Below are 15,918 nucleotides of genomic sequence, written 5' to 3' on the forward strand. Positions count from 1 at the left end.
CCACTCTCAGTCGCTCGCCGGTGTGGACCCACCGAATGCCTCGTCCTCGGCGAAATCGGGGCCATTGGCCCCGGTGGTGAACACGATGGCGATGGCCAAAGAGCCGAGAGCCGTGTAGCCGAACCAGACGAGGCCCGCCGCCGGACTTCCGACAAGGGCGAGGATCACGGCGATGATCGTCGACACCACCCAGAGCGAATCGAATATCGCCAGGTACTTCACATAGCGCTTCTCACCTCTGCGGGCGCCATAGGAGATCTCCGTGGCAGCGCTGAGGAAGAGCAGGACGATTGCCGTGATCGCCAACCACCTGGGTGCCAGCAGAAACGATTCGACCGCGGGAAGAAACGCGCAGAGTGCGACCGCGACGAGCAGTTTGAACACGCCATCGGCGACGAACCCGAATTTCATCATGCTCCGATCCTACTCAACCGACCCTGTACGAAAGTCACCGGTGGTCGGCCTCACTGAGCATTGACTGCACCGTCTCCAGCGCCTGACGCAGCACGGTCGCTTCGACGTTGGAGTGGGCGATGACGATTCCGTGCCGGACATCACTGTCGGCACTCCAACCGGCCGCCAACGATGCCACGAGGATTCCGCGCTCGGCCAGGTCGGTGCGCAGCCGTGCTGCCGTGTGCGCGCTCGTCTCGATGACGAGGGTGCGACCTTCGTGGACAAGACCGGGAACCTCACCGATCTGGGCCAGGACCGCCTCGGCGGCTCTGATCCTGCGTCGACCCCGGGAGATTCTGCGACGCAGCCCTCCCGAGGTGAGATAGGCCGCGATCGCGGACTGCATGACCGGGGAGAACGCCGGCCCCAAGGCGGTGCGCATCCGGCTCAAGCGCTTCCCCAGCTCCCCGTGGGCGATGATGTACCCGGTGGACACGGCCGAGGTCAGCAGAGTCGAAAACGTGCCGATGTGGACCACCTGGGCGGGGGCATCGGTCGATACCGCGAGGTCGTAGAGAGTCGGCACCACGGTGCGGGCGTAGCGGGCCTCGCTGTCGTAGTCGTCCTCGATGACGATGACGCCGGCGGCCTGTGCCCATTCCAGGAGTCTGACCCGCTGGTCGATGGGCATCGTGGTTCCGTGCGGAAACTGATGGTTGGGAGTCACCACGACCGCGCCGAGGTGGGCAGAAGCGGCACCGGACAGGTGCGCCGTGTCGATGGGGATGAGTTCACGATCGGTCATTGCCTGTCGCAGGCCTGGAAACCCTGGGTTCTCAACGCCGATGGCGCCGTCAACGCCCGTTGTCAGGAGCAGGCGCAGCCCGTCTCTCGATCCGCTGGTGAGGATGATGTCGTCGGGATCGACGCTCATCCCCCGAGTCAGGCGCAGGTGATCAGCGATCGCCCACCTGGCCTGCGGTTGTCCCAGCGCATCGATCGGACCGGGATCGAGGTCGAGGGAATCACGCCAGGCTCTCCGGAAGGCCGGTTCCTGCAATGGGTTGTCACCTCCGAACCCGGGACGCAGGTCGACGAAGCTGCGCAGCCGGCGCCGGGGCACCTGGGGCGGACGGCTCTGTGGCCCGGACGCTCGCGGAGTGCTCGGCAGCTCCGGGTTCACCCGTGTGGCCGAGCGCTCGGCAGTGATGAGAAAACCCTCGACGACGAGCTGGGCGTAGGCGGTCTCGACAGTCCCCCGGGAGACATGAAGATGGGCAGCCAGGCGTCTGCTGGCGGGCACCGGCTCTCCCGGGCGCACGGCCCCGGCAGCGATGAGTCGTCTGATCTCGGCCACCAGCTGATCCGGCAGCGGAGTCGACGTCTCGCGGTCGATCGCGATGGACAGTGCGATCCCGTCGGCCCGCGGCAGGACCACGTCTGGTGGGGCGGCTGCGGAGTCCGTCGGCTGAGCTGGAGACATGACACGATCATACTGGCCTAAAACTTTTAATACTTTCTGGCACTCTTCTTGGGCCACAGGTCGTTCTAGTCTTGTGGTGAACGGCCGTTCTCACCGATCAATTCGCCTCCATCAGGCACACCTCGAACGGAAAGCACCACACCAATGACTCAGACACAGACCCTGCTCAACACCGGCTTGGCACAGATGCTCAAGGGCGGCGTCATCATGGACGTCGTCAACGAGGAGCAGGCCCGCATAGCGGAGGCCGCCGGCGCCTCGGCGGTCATGGCGCTCGAACGCGTCCCCGCGGACATCCGCGCTCAGGGCGGAGTGGCCCGAATGAGCGATCCCGACCTCATCGACGGCATCACGGCCGCCGTGTCGATTCCCGTCATGGCCAAGGCCCGGATCGGACATTTCGTCGAGGCACAGATCCTCGAGACCCTAGGAGTGGACTACATCGACGAATCGGAGGTCCTCTCCCCCGCCGACTACGTCAATCACATCGACAAGTCCGTCTTCAAGGTTCCCTTCGTCTGTGGTGCGACCAACCTCGGCGAGGCGCTGCGCCGCATCACAGAGGGCGCATCGATGATCCGCTCGAAGGGTGAGGCAGGCACCGGCGACGTCTCCGAGGCGATGCGCCATCTGCGGACCATCAACTCCGAGATCAGGGCGCTGGGAGCCAAGAGCGAAGACGAGCTCTATGTTGCTGCGAAGGAGATTGCAGCCCCGTACCAGCTGGTCAAGCAGGTCGCAGGCCTCGGACGTCTGCCCGTCGTGACCTTCGTTGCCGGCGGCATCGCCACTCCCGCCGACGCGGCCATGATGATGCAGCTCGGCGCTGACGGCGTCTTCGTCGGTTCCGGCATCTTCAAGTCCGGCAACCCTGAGGCACGAGCCAAGGCCATCGTCGAGGCGACCACTCACTTCGACGATCCCATCGCCGTTGCGAAGGCCTCACGTGGGCTCGGCGATGCGATGGTCGGCATCAATGTCACCGACGTCGCTGCACCCCACCGCCTGGCAGAGCGCGGCTGGTGAGAGTCGGCGTCCTCAGCCTCCAGGGAGCCTTTCGCGAGCACCTCGGCGTGCTCGACTCCCTGGGGGTCAGCTCCAGCAAGGTCACGAGGCCCGAGCACCTTGATTCCATCGATTCGCTCATCGTGCCCGGAGGCGAGTCATCGGCCATGGTCCGCATTGCCGCCGGAACCGGACTCTTCCCCACACTCAGTGACAAGATCCAGTCCGGTCTGCCGATCTTCGGCACGTGTGCGGGACTCATCCTCCTCGCCGATCGACTCACGGATGATTCGCTGGACGGCTTCGACCGCCTCGGCGGGCTCGATATCACGGTGGCCCGCAACGCCTACGGCAGGCAGCGTGAGTCCTTCAGCACCCCCGTCCATGTGAGCGGGTTCGCCGAAGACTTCGAAGCCACCTTCATCCGTGCTCCGCAGATCATGGAACACGGGGATGATGTCGAGGTCCTCGCGGAGCACGACGGTTCACCGGTGCTGGTGCGGCAGGGCAATATCTGGGGCGGCAGCTTCCACCCGGAACTCGGTGCCGATACCAGGATCCACAGAGAATTCCTGCACAGCCTCAGCGTGACCGTGTAAAGATTGAACCATGACAAACGAGACGCTGCAGAAACTCAAGTCCGGATACACCTTCGATGCTCCGACACTGCAATTGGGGGGTGGCGCTGAACGAGGATGAGCCCGACAAGGACACCCCGATCTCGATCCCGCTGTCGATGCTCAACCGGCACGGTCTGGTTGCCGGAGCAACGGGCACCGGCAAGACCGTGACCCTGCAGGTCCTGGCCGAACAGCTCTCCCGCGCCGGTGTTCCGGTCTTCGCCTCTGACATCAAGGGCGACCTCTCGGGCATCGGTTCCGCGGGCAAACCTTCCGACAAGTTGAGCAAGCGTCTCGAGGCCTCGGGGCAGGAGTGGAATGCCTCGGCCAACCCCACCGAGTTCTACACCTTGGGAGATTCGGGACTGGGGACTCCGCTGCGGGCCACGGTCACCTCGTTCGGACCGATCCTGCTGTCGAAGGTCCTCGAGCTCAATGACACGCAGGAATCCGTGCTTTCGCTGGTCTTCCACTACGCCGACACCGCCGGTCTCGCGCTGCTCGATCTCTCTGACCTACGCGCGGTGCTGAACTTCCTCACCTCTGATGAGGGCAAGGCCGATCTCGAGGACATCGGTGGGGCGTCGAAGGCCACCGTCGGCGTCATCCTGCGCAAGATCTCCGAACTCTCCGCACAGGGCGGCGATGTCTTCTTCGGCGAACCCGAGTTCGACACCGCGGACCTGCTGCGCCTCGACGACAATGGGGCCGGCATCATCTCGGTCCTCGAATTGCAGAAGCTCAATCAGTCACCGGCACTGTTCTCCACGTTCCTGATGTGGCTGCTGGCCGACCTGTTCCAGGATCTGCCGGAGGTCGGCGATGCCGACAAGCCCTCGCTCGTGTTCTTCTTCGACGAGGCCCATCTCCTCTTCGCCGATGCGTCGAAGGCGTTCCTGCAGTCGGTGACGCAGACCGTGCGTCTCATCCGGTCCAAGGGAGTCGGCGTCTTCTTCGTCACGCAGACACCGAAGGACGTGCCCGAAGATGTGCTCGCCCAATTGGGTTCGCGTATTCAGCATCAGCTGCGGGCGCATACTCCCAACGATGCCAAGGCTCTGAAGTCGACCGTGCAGACATTCCCGAAGTCCGACTACGATCTCGAATCGCTGCTGACGACGCTGGGCATCGGCGAGGCTGTCGTGACGATGATGGACCCCGAGGGTGCACCCACGCCCGTGGCGCCCACGAGGATACGCGCGCCCGAGTCGCAGATGGGTCCGATGTCAGAGGACGAGATCAAATCGGCCGTCGCAGCATCTCCGCAGCACGAGAAGTACGGGACCGCCATCGACAATGAGTCGGCGCGTGAGATTCTCACGAAGCGCCTGGAGTCCGGCTCCGAGGCCCACGACGAGGAGCAGGCGGCCGGGAACAAGGTGGCGTTCCCCGAGGACTCGTCGAAGGGATCCCAGTCCGGATCGGGTTCACGTTCGGATTCTCGATCGGGTTCGGGGGCGGGCCAGAAGGAGGAGGACAGCATGTTCTCCAAGGTCGTGAAGTCCTCTGCGTTCAAGCAGCTCACTCGCACCGCGGTCCGGGAGATCACACGCGGAATCTTCGGAACCTCACGTCGTCGACGCTAATTCGGTGTGATGATCGTCAGTGAGGTCGTTCCGGCTCGCAGGTCCAATCGACGGCAGTCCCCGATGAGGTCGCCGTCGAGTTGGACCGGAGCCGGATCATCAAGGGTGATGCTGGCTTCAGTCCCCTGCCAGTAGTGCATCGCTGCGTGAGCCGCCGGACGTCGGTTCACGCAGCTCCACCCGATGAGTGCCCATTCGCCGAGGCGGTCGCCGGGTTTCGTCGTGCTCAGCTCCACGGCGAGAAGCTCGAATTTCGCGGCGGTGGGCCTCGCGCGGTCGAACACCGGGATCGGGCCGGCTGGTCGTGCCGTCTTCGAGGCCATGACCGACCACACATAGTTCGCAGTCGTGGTCTCGAGCGGAAGCTCATTTGGCTGCGAATCCGACTCCGCCCCCGGGGCTGCATGTCCACCGGGGCTCTGCCTCGGTGGACCGGAGCTCTGCCTCGGTGGACCGGAGCTCTGAGGAGTGGTCAGGTGCGCACTGATCAATGGGGCGAAGAGTGCCCGTCCGGCGCCATAGGCATAGCCGAGAATTCCCCATCCGAGACCTGTCGGGAGTCGAGTGCGCCCGGAGACTGCCCGCGCGTCTCCCCCGATCCCAGCCAGCGACAGAAAATGCTCGCGTCGTGGGCCCGCCTCGGTGAAACAGTCAGCGACGTTGACGGGCACCTCGCAACGCGGTGCGAACGGTGAGTCCAAATACTTCTGGACCAGCTGCAGTGCCTGCCGAGTCGACCTGATCCCAAGGTGCCTGGACAGGACGTTTGCGGTTCCGGTCGGAATGATGAGGACAGGAACATTCGCCGACGCCAGCACCGGAGCACTCACACGCAGCGTGCCATCGCCGCCGAGGATGACGATGAGATCGGCACCCCAGTCAAGCAGCTTCGAGGCCTGCTCGACACCTGGCCACTGCTTTGTCGTTGTGGCACTGCGATACCTGGTGTGACTTCGTCTGATGATCTCGACAAGTTCGCTGTAGGCACGCATGGTGTGCCCGTGTTTGGGATTGATGAGGATTCCGACCTTCATCACTGACTCAGACGAAGGCTGGGTGGGTGGCGGCCACAACCTCGGCGCGGGCGACGTCGACGGTTTCGTCGTCGAAGGGTTCGATGATCAGGCGGGGCCCGGTCTTGCGCGGTGAACGCTTCCATGTTGCCCGCGCTCGGGTGCCGTGGATGAGAGTGTTCTTGAACATGCCGTTGCCGCCGGGGACGACGAGCTTCTCGTGTGTCGGGTCGAGGGTGGCGCTGCGGTCTTTGTATCCCAAAATGATCTCGTCGAAGCCGGGCAGCAGCAGGAGTTCGCTGGCCTGCTTGCGGTTCTCGTGCACACGATCGTCCAGATCGGGCGCCTGGTAATAGTTACGGCCGTCGATGCTTATTTCGACGATCTCTGTCTCGGCGACGGCAGCGGCAAGGGCCTGGCGCACCGGGGTCTTGGGCAGCCCGGTCCAGCGTGCGGCGTCGTCGACTGTGACGGGCCCATGGCTGAGGACATAGCGTCGCATCCATTCGTGCAGGGCCGCCTCTGCGTCGAGATCGACAGGGTTCGGGATCCAGTCCGCGGTGAGGACGTACTTCATGTCGTCCTTGTCCTCGACCATTGGACCTTGGGCGATGATGTTGCGCAGGGCCAGGGTGGTGATGAGGTAGCGTTCGTGCCCGTATTCCTTGCCCGCCTGCAGTGGTGCAAAGGCATCGAGCAGTTCCTGACGGGTGACCGGACCGCGCTCACGAATCGTCTCTTCGGCCAGTAGTGCGGCGGAATCGACCATCGCGTCAGTGATGCCGAAGACCTCGCGCCGCTTTGCCACGGCTTTGAGTGTGCGCTGTCCCGTCAGTTGGAGAACCCATCCGAGATCCTCGGCGGCGACCAGATGGATTGTGCCCCGCTGTGTCCACGTCCTGACGATGTCTCCGGCGTTCATGGCCTCACGGACGGCTGTGACCGAGGTGCCGGTGCGCAGAGCGATCGAGACCAGTGCACCTCCCAGAGCCTGAGCCTGGACGCAGCCGAGATGGCTGACCACCGACAGCGTCGTGGCACTCGTGGAGTGCGACGAATCGGTGAGTCCTTGGGCGATCAGTCGGGCAGCCGAGACTTCGTGTGAGTCCATGACTTCACGATAGTCCACGGCACTGACCCGAGTGGGAAACAACTGTCGGGGCTCGGGCTCTTCACCGACCCGGATTTGACCTGGATTCGGCCCGAATTCAGCCCAGAATGTCGATGAGTCCGGGCACGGGAACCCGTGGCAGGGCACCGGAGGTTGCGAAGCGCCCCCAGATGGTGCGCAGTTCCGGGCCGGCGATCTGTGCCGTCTCACCGTAGTCGAGGAAGCTGTCGTGCCAGACGTCGCCGGGGAACAGCAGCGGAAGGTCGCCCGAATGCGCGGCATCGAAGAAGCTGCCATCTCCGCGGGAGACGATGAGGAGGCGTGTGCCTTGGCCTCCCGACATGCGGTGGCGATCGTAGAATTCCTTGGCCGCACGCGTGTACACCGCCGAGGTGATGCCCGAGATCAGCGATTCAAGCATCGGAGAGGTCAGATGCCGGTTGTGCAGACGTCGGAAGGCGGGAACGAAACCGGCGAAGAACGCGATCTCGCGTTCTGTGCGGGTCATGAGCGCGTCGTATTTGCGTGCGGCTTCTGACCATGCGGCTCCGGTGTCGGACTTCGCCGGCAACGGGTAGTCCCCGTAGTGGACGCCGAAGCACATGCCTGCGTGCAGTCCACCGACCATGGCGGCCTTGTGCACTTCGTCCTGCGCGGCCAGGATGTCTGCGACGCTGGCGTCGGGGTCAATCTTCTCGGCGACCTTCGCCATGGCCCAGTTCATCGGTTCGGTGCCACCGGCAAGTCCCAGGGGTGCTGATGCCAAGATCACACGGTGGAAGAGACCCTCGGTCGCCTCGGCGATCATGAGGTGTGCACAGGAGTCGGCACCTGCGCTCTGTCCCGCGATTGTGACATTGCTGGGGTCTCCCCCGAAGGCGGAAATGTTGCGCTGAACCCAGCGCAGGGCCGAGATCTGGTCGAGGAGACCGAGATTGGAATGTTCGGGTTTGCCCGTGCCCAAGAACCCCAGCACGCCGAGGCGGTAGGTGCCTGAGACGACGATGATGTTCTGTTCTTCGACGAGGGTGTGCGGATCGTAGATATCGGCATCTCCGGCACCGGCGACGTAGGCACCGCCGTGGATCCACACGAGCACGGGGAGTTCGGAGTCGTGTCCACCCGCCTCGGAGGGCATGGTCACACTCACCCGCAGGCAGTCTTCGCTGGTGGGAAGGCCGCCGAGCTGGTCGAAGGTCATTCCCGCGTTCGGATCTCGGCGGTACTGCGGGCTTCCAGGGCCGGGGTCTTTGCCGTCGATGGTCTCGACGGGTGGCTCGTCGACGGGATGGGCGAACCGCTGCGCGCGGGCATAGCGAATGCCCCGTGCACGGATCACTTTGCCGTCGACGTAGGCTCTGACCCGACCGCACGGGGCGTCGACATCCCGCCAATCGTGCATCACCGTCTGCTGCCTATTTGGAGGCGACGACCGGTGGCTCGGCCGACCATGGGAAGACGATCCACTGATCGGTGCGCTTCCACACGAAGTCCGGGTCGATGATGGATGCCGACTTTGCGTAGATGACTGCGGACTGAGCTTCGGCGCCGTGCTTCTTGAGCAGCTCGAGGACGAGTGCGAGCGTGCGGCCCGAATCCGCGACGTCGTCGACGACGAGCAGCTTCTTGCCCTTGATGGCATCGATGTCGAGCATCGGGGCCAGAAGAATCGGGTCGGGCAGAGTCTCGTGGACATCGGTGTAGAACTCGACGTTGATGGCGTCGGAGAGTTTGAGGCCGAGCGCATAGGCCAGTGCCCCGGCTGGCAGCAGGCCGCCACGGGCGATCGCGATGACGATCTCGGGGTCGTAGTCGGAGTCGGCGATGGTCTGTGCCATCTCCCTGGCCGACGTACCGAATGTGTCCCACGTGAGGATCTCTTTGTCGTTGAGATCGGTCGAATCGGCGTGGTATGCCTGGCCCATGGATGCTCCTTGTGTTTGCCCGGTGTTGACCCGAGCTTCAAGGATACGCGGTTGCCGACTCAGCGCAGAAACTCCTCGAATACGGCTGTCTCCTGGAGCTGGTTGCCTCGGCGCTCGGGCAGCGCCGAGTTCACCCAGTACTGGCCGGTGTGAGCATTGCGTTCCAAGTACCGGTAGTCGATGAGTTCCCGCCGCAGACGTGCAAAGTCCGGGTGGAAGGCGCTGAGGATCGAGTTGACGTCCTTCTCGCTGTAGGTCCGGTCGGAGTCGAAGGCTGCGAGCAGCTGAAGCAGGATCACGACGAGCGCCTTGCGCTTCGTGGGAATTGATTCCAGTCGGCCCTCGCGCATGAATGTTCTCAGCGTTTTGGCCCTGAATGCCTCCGCCTCGGGTGCGGTCGCTGCTGCCCGGTGGCGGCCCTGGTCGTCCAGTAGTGCCGCACGGGCGGAGGTGAAGTTCTCCCCGGTCACGGACATACGGTGGCGGACGAGCTGTTTGAAATCTTTGTGCTTGGTCATGGCGTTCGTTCCTCAACGACCAAGTCTCCCCCAGCACGAAACCTGGTCAGGAGATCACCGTGACAGGTTCGTCCGAGGATTCTCTCCCCTTCGCCGATTGATCGGTGAGCTGGGATCACGACCGTGGCTGGGCGATGGATGCGCCGCTGCCAACAGTATAGACACAGTCCAGCGCGTGCGAAGCCCGCTCAGTCGAGGGCGTCTAGATATACCCACCGGCCCGCCCTGCGGACGAATGATGAGTTCTCTTCCAGTGTGTGCTCGCCGAGGTGGTCCCGGTAGGTTGCCCGAAAACGTACCATTCCTGTTTCGTCGGATTCCGATCCGCCGGTTGTGTCCACGATCTCCAGGCCCAGCCACTCGGTGTCAGCATCCACGCCGATGTCGCTGGGCCGCGTCTTAGCGTGCCAGGTGCGAAAGAGGTGGTCTTTGTGTCCGCGTGCGAATGCGGTGTAGCGGGAGCGCATGAGCGCCTCGGCAGTAGTCGGCCAAATCAGTCCGTCCAAGGCGGGACGGCAGCAATTGTCATAGTCGGTGCCGGGTGGCATTCCGGAGCAGGGGCAGATCATATTTCGATGGTATCTCCGGGGTGCTTGCAAGCAGGTTACGTGCCACTATGGACGCACAAGTTCAGTATTCCTCTTCGGCAATGCCGAAGCCGACGCCCTTCTCGCCGATGACCCCTTTGCCCTGCTGATGGGCGTACTGCTTGACCAGCAGATCGGAAACCCACAACACTTACGGACAATCCAGCCGTTCCCGACCCAAGAGCTCAGATGCGCACCGTGAAGAATGAAATCGAGATCCGCTTTTTTCCTGATTGGGGTCGGAAGGAACCGCTCTGGAGTCATGACACCTGGGACATTGCAGTCAGGACCTCCGACCTTCCGATTTCGATGGAACTCGCCCATGATCTTCATAGTTACATGGATTTCTGGGGCGACCACTTCGACCCGTTCGACGACTGGGATTCAGAATCGTCTCGGGCCCATTTTGCGGCCGAAGGGTCCCGTCTTATCCACGAGTTGAAAGAGCAGCTCAGCGGATACGCAGTCATTGTGGACGAAAGAGATGAAGACTTTCAGTTGTAAATCCCTACACGGTGATTGCTCAGCCGCCTGCACTGCCAGCAGATGCCCCCGTCCTGGCATCCAGGTGCGGACTACGGCAAAATTGGATGCATGACTACCAATTCTGTCTACCTGTCTGGTGATCCAGCATCCGACGAACTTCTAGCACGCGATCCCTTTGCCCTGCTGATGGGCATGTTGCTTGACCAGCAGGTGCCGATGGAGGTCGCATTCGCCGGTCCGGCGAAGCTTGCTGAGCGTCTGGGCAAGCTGGATGTCGTTGACATTGCTGAGATGGAGCCCGACGAGTTCCTGGAGAAGTTCTCAATCAAGCCGGCAGTCCACCGTTTCCCGAAGTCGATGGCCACGCGAGTGCAGAAGCTCGCAACAGAGATCGTTGACGAATATGACGGCGACACAGCTGCGATTTGGACCTCGGGCGATCCGACAGGACCGGAACTCCTCAAACGCCTGAAGAAACTGCCCGGATTCGGAGAGCAGAAGGCGAAGATCTTCCTAGCCCTCCTCGGCAAACAGTTCGATTTCAACGCCGATGGATGGCGAGAGGCTGCTGGCGACTACGGGACGAAAGACAGCCGTCGCTCCATCGCAGACGTGGTCGATGAGGACACCTTGTTGGAAGTTCGGGCATTCAAGAAACAGCAGAAGTCAGCCGCTAAAGCAGCCAAGAAGCAGGCTCTTCCACTGACGGGCAGGTTATCCACAGATTCAACTTCGCCTGTTCTCAAAGTCACGGTTCTCGCATAATGTAGAGATTCCGGGCGCGATTGATACATCGGCGCCGGAGTTGTCGACCACAGAGGCGTGGAATGAAAATCGGACTTGACAGACGTGTCCGCGTTCGAGCTGCAACAGCTCTGACTTTGACCGCTGCACTCTCAGTGCCCCTATTGCTGTCAGGATGCGAAGACCATTCCCCCGTAGCCGCGCCAACCTCAACCCTGCCTGCCAAAGACTCCGCAACGGCGTCACCGGCCGCTGACCCGCAACCCACAATCCCCGCCTACGAAACTGACCTGAATCTGAGTTCAGAGGAGACGGAAGCCGTAGAAGGGGCGCTGGTTGCGTTTGAGGGGTTCTTAGTATCAATCAATGGAGCCTACTCAGGCCATTATGAAAAGGTGGAGGACTTTTCCAAATTTTCAAGTGGCGAAGCGCTCGCGTCTATCAGCGATGAAGCCGAATCTATAAAGAACCAACAGGCAACATTCGAAGGAGAAATCAATCCACTATCTGTCGAGATATTCAAAATATCTGACTCACCTGATCGCCGACCCTCATCAAACGTAACAGTTCACTTCTGTGTAGACACTAGTCAGTGGTCTCTTACACAAGCTGGTGCCAAACCGACAACAAATCCTGACGGTCTGGTGATGATGGAACACGAAATTTTGTTTGAAGACGGCTCATGGACGGTTGATAAACAATCGTTATGGGAGCGTAAGTGCTAATACTCAGAGGGTTCAAAATCATCATTGCTGGTTTCGCCGCGATGATGATTTTTCTGTCTTTTTCGACCCCAGCGCTGGCCGGGCCCGGTTGCAGCATTGGCGACACCAGCAAATGTGACGTTGTAAAGCCTCCGCCTCCTCCGGGACCAGGAGGAGGCGGCGGAGGCGGAGGCTCCGGCGGTTCCGACGGAGGAGGCTCCGGGGGTGGCTCTGGTGGCGGTTCCGGAGGTGGCGGTTCCGGCGGAGGCGGCGGGGCCGATATGCCCGATTGCATTCTCGAGGAAGTCGGACATATCTGTGCAGACCTCCCGGGTCCGGGCCCCGGTCCCGGAGGGGGCGGCGGCGGTGCACCCGTCAGGCCAGAACCACCCACCCGGATTCCAGAGTCCCAGTTTCAGACTTTCGACATACCAGCTCCGACGATTCATGCCTGGCCCAAGGACTGGTCCGTCATCGGCAAACCGGCTGCCTTCTGGACCGATGCAGACACCAGCTACATCGATATGACACTGCTGACATACGCCGTTACGGTCAAGGTCACTCCTGAGAAGTTCTACTGGGATTTCGGCGACGACACCGGCGGGACAACGACGAAGACCGGATCCAAGCCACGCCCCGGCGACGAACCGCAGATCGGACACGACTATCAGAAGACAGGAGCGAAGACTGTCGACATGACCGCGACGTTCAGCGGGGAATTCTCCGTGGACGGTGGACCTTGGCTGCCCATCGACGGTTTTGCACACGTAGCAAGCAACGAGATCTCCATCGATGTCTACCGCTACCACCGCTATCTCGTCGACGAGGACTGCTACATGAACCCACAGGGTCCAGACTGCAACTGATCTTCACCCTCAGCTCGGATCTTCAATCCAGCCCGAAGGCAGAAGGCCTGACCGTCGTTCACAAGGGGCGGAAACAACTCCACCAACCTCCCAGGGCAAATACGGCAGGAACCTGAAACAATGGCCACATGGTGTGCCGCATTTCGGAGTTGCTCGTCGATTCCCATTGGCCGATTGTCATCATCGGCGCAGGTCAAGCTGGTCTTTCGGCAGCTCATTATCTATGGCGCGACGGGCTGGTGCCGGGAAAGGATTTCATCATCCTCGACGCCGGAGCTGGGCCCGGCGGTGCGTGGCGCGAGAGATGGGATTCCCTGACGCTGGGTTCAACGAACCACGTGGCGGATCTACCGGGCTTTCCACTGGGTACGCCAGACCCCTCAGTACCCGCCTCGGCGGTGGTCTCCGATTACTACTCGCGTTTCGAACGTGAACTCGAACTCTGCGTCGTCCGCCCCGCCGAGGTGGTCACGGTCAAATCCCCCACCCCCGGCTCCGGACCTCTCGAGATCACGGCAGATATCGATGGTGAACGTGTTCAACTCTCAAGCCGGTACCTGATCAACGCGACCGGAACCTGGACCCATCCGTACGTTCCGTTCGTCCCGGGCATCGCTGAATTCGAGGGCCGGCAACTGCACACAGCGAACTTCCGTAACGTCGAGGACTTCCGAGGACTGCGGACCCTGGTGATCGGCGGTGGCATCTCTGCCACACAGTTCCTGCTCGAGCTGGCGAAGGTCACCGAGACTTTGTGGGCTACCCGTCGTCCCCCGAATTTCACCTCACGGGAGTTTGACGGCAATTGGGGCCTCGAGGTTGAACGAGCCGTGCGGTCTCGCACATTGGCTGGCCTCGCCCCAGCCAGCGTCGTTCGCACCACTGGACTTCCTGTCCGCCAGGACTTTCTCGACGGCGTCGAATCCGGTGTGTTCGTCTCACGCGGAATGATCGACGCGATCATGCCTCATGGAGTCCATTTCCCGGGGCAGTCCGCCGAAGAACAGTCCACCTCGGAGGGGCTTGGTCCCTCGGCAAGCGATCACCTGGCGCTGCCCGAATCCTGGCATCCCTTCGAAGACGAACGTGTCGAGGAGGTCGACGTAATCTTTTGGAACACCGGTTTCCGGGCCGCTCTGAACCATCTGGCACCGCTGCGTCTGCGCACACCCGACGGGGGAATCTCCATGGAGACCGAGGTCGCGGTCAAAGACGACCGTCGAATCTTCCTCGTCGGCTACGGGTCCGCGAGCTCAACCGTCGGTGCTACTCGCGCTGGCAGGATCGCGGCACGAGAGCTGCTGAAACGGCGCGCACGAGCACAGCACGCACCGGCTCAGGAGAAAGCCGGCGTATCGAGACCCTGATCGGCGAAACGAACGGTCGGCAGCATCTGTGCGAAGAGTTCAGCAGTGGTTTCGTCGCTGGCAAGCGTGACCATTTCGACGCTGACTTTGTAGAGTCGACCGTTGTCGGAGATCCCGGCCACAGCACCGAAGAGCACAGAGTCGGTTTGGTCGATGGCTCGGACCTCCTGACCTGCGAGCAGCCCGTGGACTGTCCAGTATTGACCACCGGTCACCGTCCCGGTCTTCTCTTCTAGAATGCTGGAACCGGACTCACCGAAGGTCTGTTCCTGGGCCGAGGCGACGACGGACTGTGCCGTGTCGTCGCCGGCTTCATAGCAGTTGACGGTGATGATGGCACCGTTGTCGCGGCTGTAGAGCTGATAACTGTCGTAGGCGAGATCGTCGTTCCACTGCCCATCCATGGCCAGTTGCACCTTGATCGGGCACTCCGGGCCCAGATCAGCCGTCACCTGAGACATGCCGGACGGGATCGCAGGAGTCTCGGAATCCTGCGACGACTGCGCTTCGGAGCCGTCATCGATACCGACGGCGATCGGCTTCGAATCGCCCTCAGCGGTGCTGATGCGCAGCGCAGAGCATCCGGAGAGGAACAGACCCAGCACCACCACGGATGCCAGGAGGAGACTCCGATACATGGGCCTGCTTTCGAATCAGGGAACGGCACTGCGTCGACAACGCCATACACATAGTACCCACAGGACCCGCCGACTGCTCTGGCACAAGCGCCGCCGGGGCCTTAGCCTGGGACCATGACTGAACTCCCGATCTTCAACGACGATGATGTGACCCGACTCCTGTGCATCGTCGCCCACCCCGATGACATGGAATACGGCGCCTCCGCGGCCGTCGCAAAATGGACAGACCAAGGTAAGCCCGTGTCCTACCTGCTGCTGACCCGTGGCGAGGCGGGAATCAGGGACATGAACCCTGAGAAGGTCGCCCCGCTGCGCGCAGATGAGCAGCGACAGGCGTGCACGATCGTTGGGGTCGAAGACCTTGAGATCCTCGAGTTCCCCGACGGACTCCTCGAACCGAACCTCGAGCTCAGGCATGCGATCGCGAAGAAGATCCGCCAATTCAAACCCGACGCCGTCATGGTCACCAAGTGGGAACTCAACATGCCGTGGGGTCTCAACCATGTCGACCACCGGGCCGCTGGTATTGCCACTGTCGATGCGATCCGAGACGCCGACAATCCGTGGGTCTTCACCGACCTCAAGGAGGCTGGCCTCGACGCGTGGAAGGCAGACAAGCTGCTGGTCAATGGCGCTGACGCCACCCATGCCGTGGTCCTCGACGATGAACACGTCGACCGGGCAGTGCGTTCACTGGAGGCCCATACCGTCTATCTGGAGGCACTGCCCGACCATCCGGTTCCATCGGAGATGATTCCCGGAATCACCTCGGAAGCCGGAACACGGGCAGGCGTGAAGTACGCGCTGCCCGTGCAGGTGTTTGACATGTAGCTCCCGGCCCACCGATTCGGTGGTCGGGTTCGACGCAA

Annotated in this window: 18 protein-coding genes; 9 read left to right on the forward strand and 9 right to left on the reverse strand. The window is 62.1% G+C overall.

All coding sequences use genetic code 11. The annotated features are described in order from the left end of the window. Positions 1-6 precede the first annotated feature (6 nt). Together BAUR9175_RS09025 and pdxR are read right to left on the reverse strand one after the other, a co-directional pair. Positions 7-414, reverse strand: coding sequence for a hypothetical protein (locus tag BAUR9175_RS09025; protein ID WP_101583570.1), 408 nt, complete (start codon positions 412-414; stop codon positions 7-9). A gap of 34 nt (positions 415-448) precedes the next feature. After that, entirely contained in the window at positions 449-1,879 is a 1,431-nt protein-coding gene (gene pdxR / locus BAUR9175_RS09030; RefSeq protein WP_101583572.1) for a MocR-like pyridoxine biosynthesis transcription factor PdxR, read from the reverse strand. A 144-nt stretch (positions 1,880-2,023) separates the two neighbouring features. Between pdxR and pdxS the strand changes: the two genes are divergently transcribed. The 3 genes from pdxS to BAUR9175_RS09045 all read left to right on the forward strand — a co-directional run bounded on the left by pdxS (position 2,024) and on the right by BAUR9175_RS09045 (position 5,090). After that, entirely contained in the window at positions 2,024-2,905 is an 882-nt protein-coding gene (gene pdxS, locus BAUR9175_RS09035) for a pyridoxal 5'-phosphate synthase lyase subunit PdxS (RefSeq protein ID WP_009885016.1), read from the forward strand. Next, complete coding sequence (gene pdxT, locus BAUR9175_RS09040) at positions 2,902-3,483, forward strand: pyridoxal 5'-phosphate synthase glutaminase subunit PdxT (RefSeq protein ID WP_069599986.1); 582 nt, start codon at positions 2,902-2,904, stop codon at positions 3,481-3,483. The genes pdxS and pdxT overlap by 4 nt, the downstream gene beginning before the upstream one ends. A gap of 80 nt (positions 3,484-3,563) precedes the next feature. Beyond that, positions 3,564-5,090 (forward strand): helicase HerA-like domain-containing protein, encoded by a 1,527-nt coding sequence (locus tag BAUR9175_RS09045; protein ID WP_257944298.1) that lies wholly within the window; start codon positions 3,564-3,566, stop codon positions 5,088-5,090. Here BAUR9175_RS09045 and BAUR9175_RS09050 read toward each other — a convergent pair. The 6 genes from BAUR9175_RS09050 to BAUR9175_RS09075 form a co-directional block, all read right to left on the reverse strand. Beyond that, positions 5,087-6,124, reverse strand: a complete 1,038-nt coding sequence (locus BAUR9175_RS09050; protein WP_101583574.1) for a diacylglycerol/lipid kinase family protein — start codon at positions 6,122-6,124, stop codon at positions 5,087-5,089. The two genes, BAUR9175_RS09045 and BAUR9175_RS09050, sit on opposite strands and share 4 nt — an antisense overlap. Before the next feature lie 7 nt (positions 6,125-6,131). Continuing rightward, positions 6,132-7,214, reverse strand: coding sequence for a winged helix DNA-binding domain-containing protein (locus tag BAUR9175_RS09055; protein WP_069599984.1), 1,083 nt, complete (start codon positions 7,212-7,214; stop codon positions 6,132-6,134). Between the two features lie 97 nt (positions 7,215-7,311). Next, complete coding sequence (locus BAUR9175_RS09060; RefSeq protein WP_101583576.1) at positions 7,312-8,616, reverse strand: carboxylesterase family protein; 1,305 nt, start codon at positions 8,614-8,616, stop codon at positions 7,312-7,314. Positions 8,617-8,629: 13 nt separating this feature from the next. After that, complete coding sequence (locus BAUR9175_RS09065; RefSeq protein ID WP_009885022.1) at positions 8,630-9,139, reverse strand: phosphoribosyltransferase; 510 nt, start codon at positions 9,137-9,139, stop codon at positions 8,630-8,632. Between the two features lie 59 nt (positions 9,140-9,198). Continuing rightward, positions 9,199-9,657, reverse strand: coding sequence for a DUF2087 domain-containing protein (locus BAUR9175_RS09070; protein WP_101583578.1), 459 nt, complete (start codon positions 9,655-9,657; stop codon positions 9,199-9,201). A gap of 188 nt (positions 9,658-9,845) precedes the next feature. After that, positions 9,846-10,226, reverse strand: coding sequence for a YchJ family protein (locus BAUR9175_RS09075; RefSeq protein ID WP_257944299.1), 381 nt, complete (start codon positions 10,224-10,226; stop codon positions 9,846-9,848). A gap of 207 nt (positions 10,227-10,433) precedes the next feature. Here BAUR9175_RS09075 and BAUR9175_RS09085 point away from each other — a divergent pair, with 207 nt between their 5' ends. The 5 genes from BAUR9175_RS09085 (at position 10,434) to BAUR9175_RS09100 (ending at position 14,411) form a co-directional block, all read left to right on the forward strand. Next, positions 10,434-10,748, forward strand: coding sequence for an immunity protein CdiI family protein (locus tag BAUR9175_RS09085; RefSeq protein WP_101583584.1), 315 nt, complete (start codon positions 10,434-10,436; stop codon positions 10,746-10,748). 90 nt (positions 10,749-10,838) lie between these two features. After that, complete coding sequence (locus BAUR9175_RS09090; RefSeq protein ID WP_101583586.1) at positions 10,839-11,495, forward strand: HhH-GPD-type base excision DNA repair protein; 657 nt, start codon at positions 10,839-10,841, stop codon at positions 11,493-11,495. Positions 11,496-11,557: 62 nt separating this feature from the next. Continuing rightward, positions 11,558-12,199 (forward strand): hypothetical protein, encoded by a 642-nt coding sequence (locus BAUR9175_RS19170; protein WP_141322670.1) that lies wholly within the window; start codon positions 11,558-11,560, stop codon positions 12,197-12,199. A gap of 260 nt (positions 12,200-12,459) precedes the next feature. Further along, positions 12,460-13,044, forward strand: a complete 585-nt coding sequence (locus tag BAUR9175_RS19675; RefSeq protein WP_180959223.1) for a hypothetical protein — start codon at positions 12,460-12,462, stop codon at positions 13,042-13,044. Between the two features lie 128 nt (positions 13,045-13,172). Further along, the gene (locus BAUR9175_RS09100) at positions 13,173-14,411 is read left to right on the forward strand and encodes an oleate hydratase (protein WP_101583590.1); all 1,239 of its coding nucleotides are present in this window, start codon (positions 13,173-13,175) and stop codon (positions 14,409-14,411) included. On the opposite strand, the gene BAUR9175_RS09105 is transcribed toward BAUR9175_RS09100, so the two are convergent. Then, entirely contained in the window at positions 14,381-15,049 is a 669-nt protein-coding gene (locus tag BAUR9175_RS09105; protein ID WP_226823798.1) for a hypothetical protein, read from the reverse strand. The genes BAUR9175_RS09100 and BAUR9175_RS09105 overlap by 31 nt on opposite strands. 114 nt (positions 15,050-15,163) lie before the next feature. Here BAUR9175_RS09105 and BAUR9175_RS09110 point away from each other — a divergent pair, with 114 nt between their 5' ends. Further along, positions 15,164-15,880, forward strand: coding sequence for a PIG-L deacetylase family protein (locus tag BAUR9175_RS09110; RefSeq protein ID WP_101583591.1), 717 nt, complete (start codon positions 15,164-15,166; stop codon positions 15,878-15,880). Positions 15,881-15,918 lie beyond the last annotated feature (38 nt).

Source organism: Brevibacterium aurantiacum (genome assembly GCF_900169065.1).
GTDB lineage: Bacteria > Actinomycetota > Actinomycetes > Actinomycetales > Brevibacteriaceae > Brevibacterium > Brevibacterium aurantiacum.

Coding starts and splice junctions, on each gene's coding strand:
- BAUR9175_RS09025 (WP_101583570.1), bottom strand. CDS start 414: ATGATGAAATTCGGGTTCGTCGCCGATGGCGTGTTCAAACTGCTCGTC.
- pdxR (WP_101583572.1), bottom strand. CDS start 1,879: ATGTCTCCAGCTCAGCCGACGGACTCCGCAGCCGCCCCACCAGACGTG.
- pdxS (WP_009885016.1), top strand. CDS start 2,024: ATGACTCAGACACAGACCCTGCTCAACACCGGCTTGGCACAGATGCTC.
- BAUR9175_RS09050 (WP_101583574.1), bottom strand. CDS start 6,124: ATGAAGGTCGGAATCCTCATCAATCCCAAACACGGGCACACCATGCGT.
- BAUR9175_RS09055 (WP_069599984.1), bottom strand. CDS start 7,214: ATGGACTCACACGAAGTCTCGGCTGCCCGACTGATCGCCCAAGGACTC.
- BAUR9175_RS09060 (WP_101583576.1), bottom strand. CDS start 8,616: ATGCACGATTGGCGGGATGTCGACGCCCCGTGCGGTCGGGTCAGAGCC.
- BAUR9175_RS09065 (WP_009885022.1), bottom strand. CDS start 9,139: ATGGGCCAGGCATACCACGCCGATTCGACCGATCTCAACGACAAAGAG.
- BAUR9175_RS09070 (WP_101583578.1), bottom strand. CDS start 9,657: ATGACCAAGCACAAAGATTTCAAACAGCTCGTCCGCCACCGTATGTCC.
- BAUR9175_RS09075 (WP_257944299.1), bottom strand. CDS start 10,226: ATGATCTGCCCCTGCTCCGGAATGCCACCCGGCACCGACTATGACAAT.
- BAUR9175_RS09085 (WP_101583584.1), top strand. CDS start 10,434: ATGCGCACCGTGAAGAATGAAATCGAGATCCGCTTTTTTCCTGATTGG.
- BAUR9175_RS09090 (WP_101583586.1), top strand. CDS start 10,839: ATGACTACCAATTCTGTCTACCTGTCTGGTGATCCAGCATCCGACGAA.
- BAUR9175_RS19170 (WP_141322670.1), top strand. CDS start 11,558: ATGAAAATCGGACTTGACAGACGTGTCCGCGTTCGAGCTGCAACAGCT.
- BAUR9175_RS19675 (WP_180959223.1), top strand. CDS start 12,460: ATGCCCGATTGCATTCTCGAGGAAGTCGGACATATCTGTGCAGACCTC.
- BAUR9175_RS09100 (WP_101583590.1), top strand. CDS start 13,173: ATGGTGTGCCGCATTTCGGAGTTGCTCGTCGATTCCCATTGGCCGATT.
- BAUR9175_RS09105 (WP_226823798.1), bottom strand. CDS start 15,049: ATGTATCGGAGTCTCCTCCTGGCATCCGTGGTGGTGCTGGGTCTGTTC.
- BAUR9175_RS09110 (WP_101583591.1), top strand. CDS start 15,164: ATGACTGAACTCCCGATCTTCAACGACGATGATGTGACCCGACTCCTG.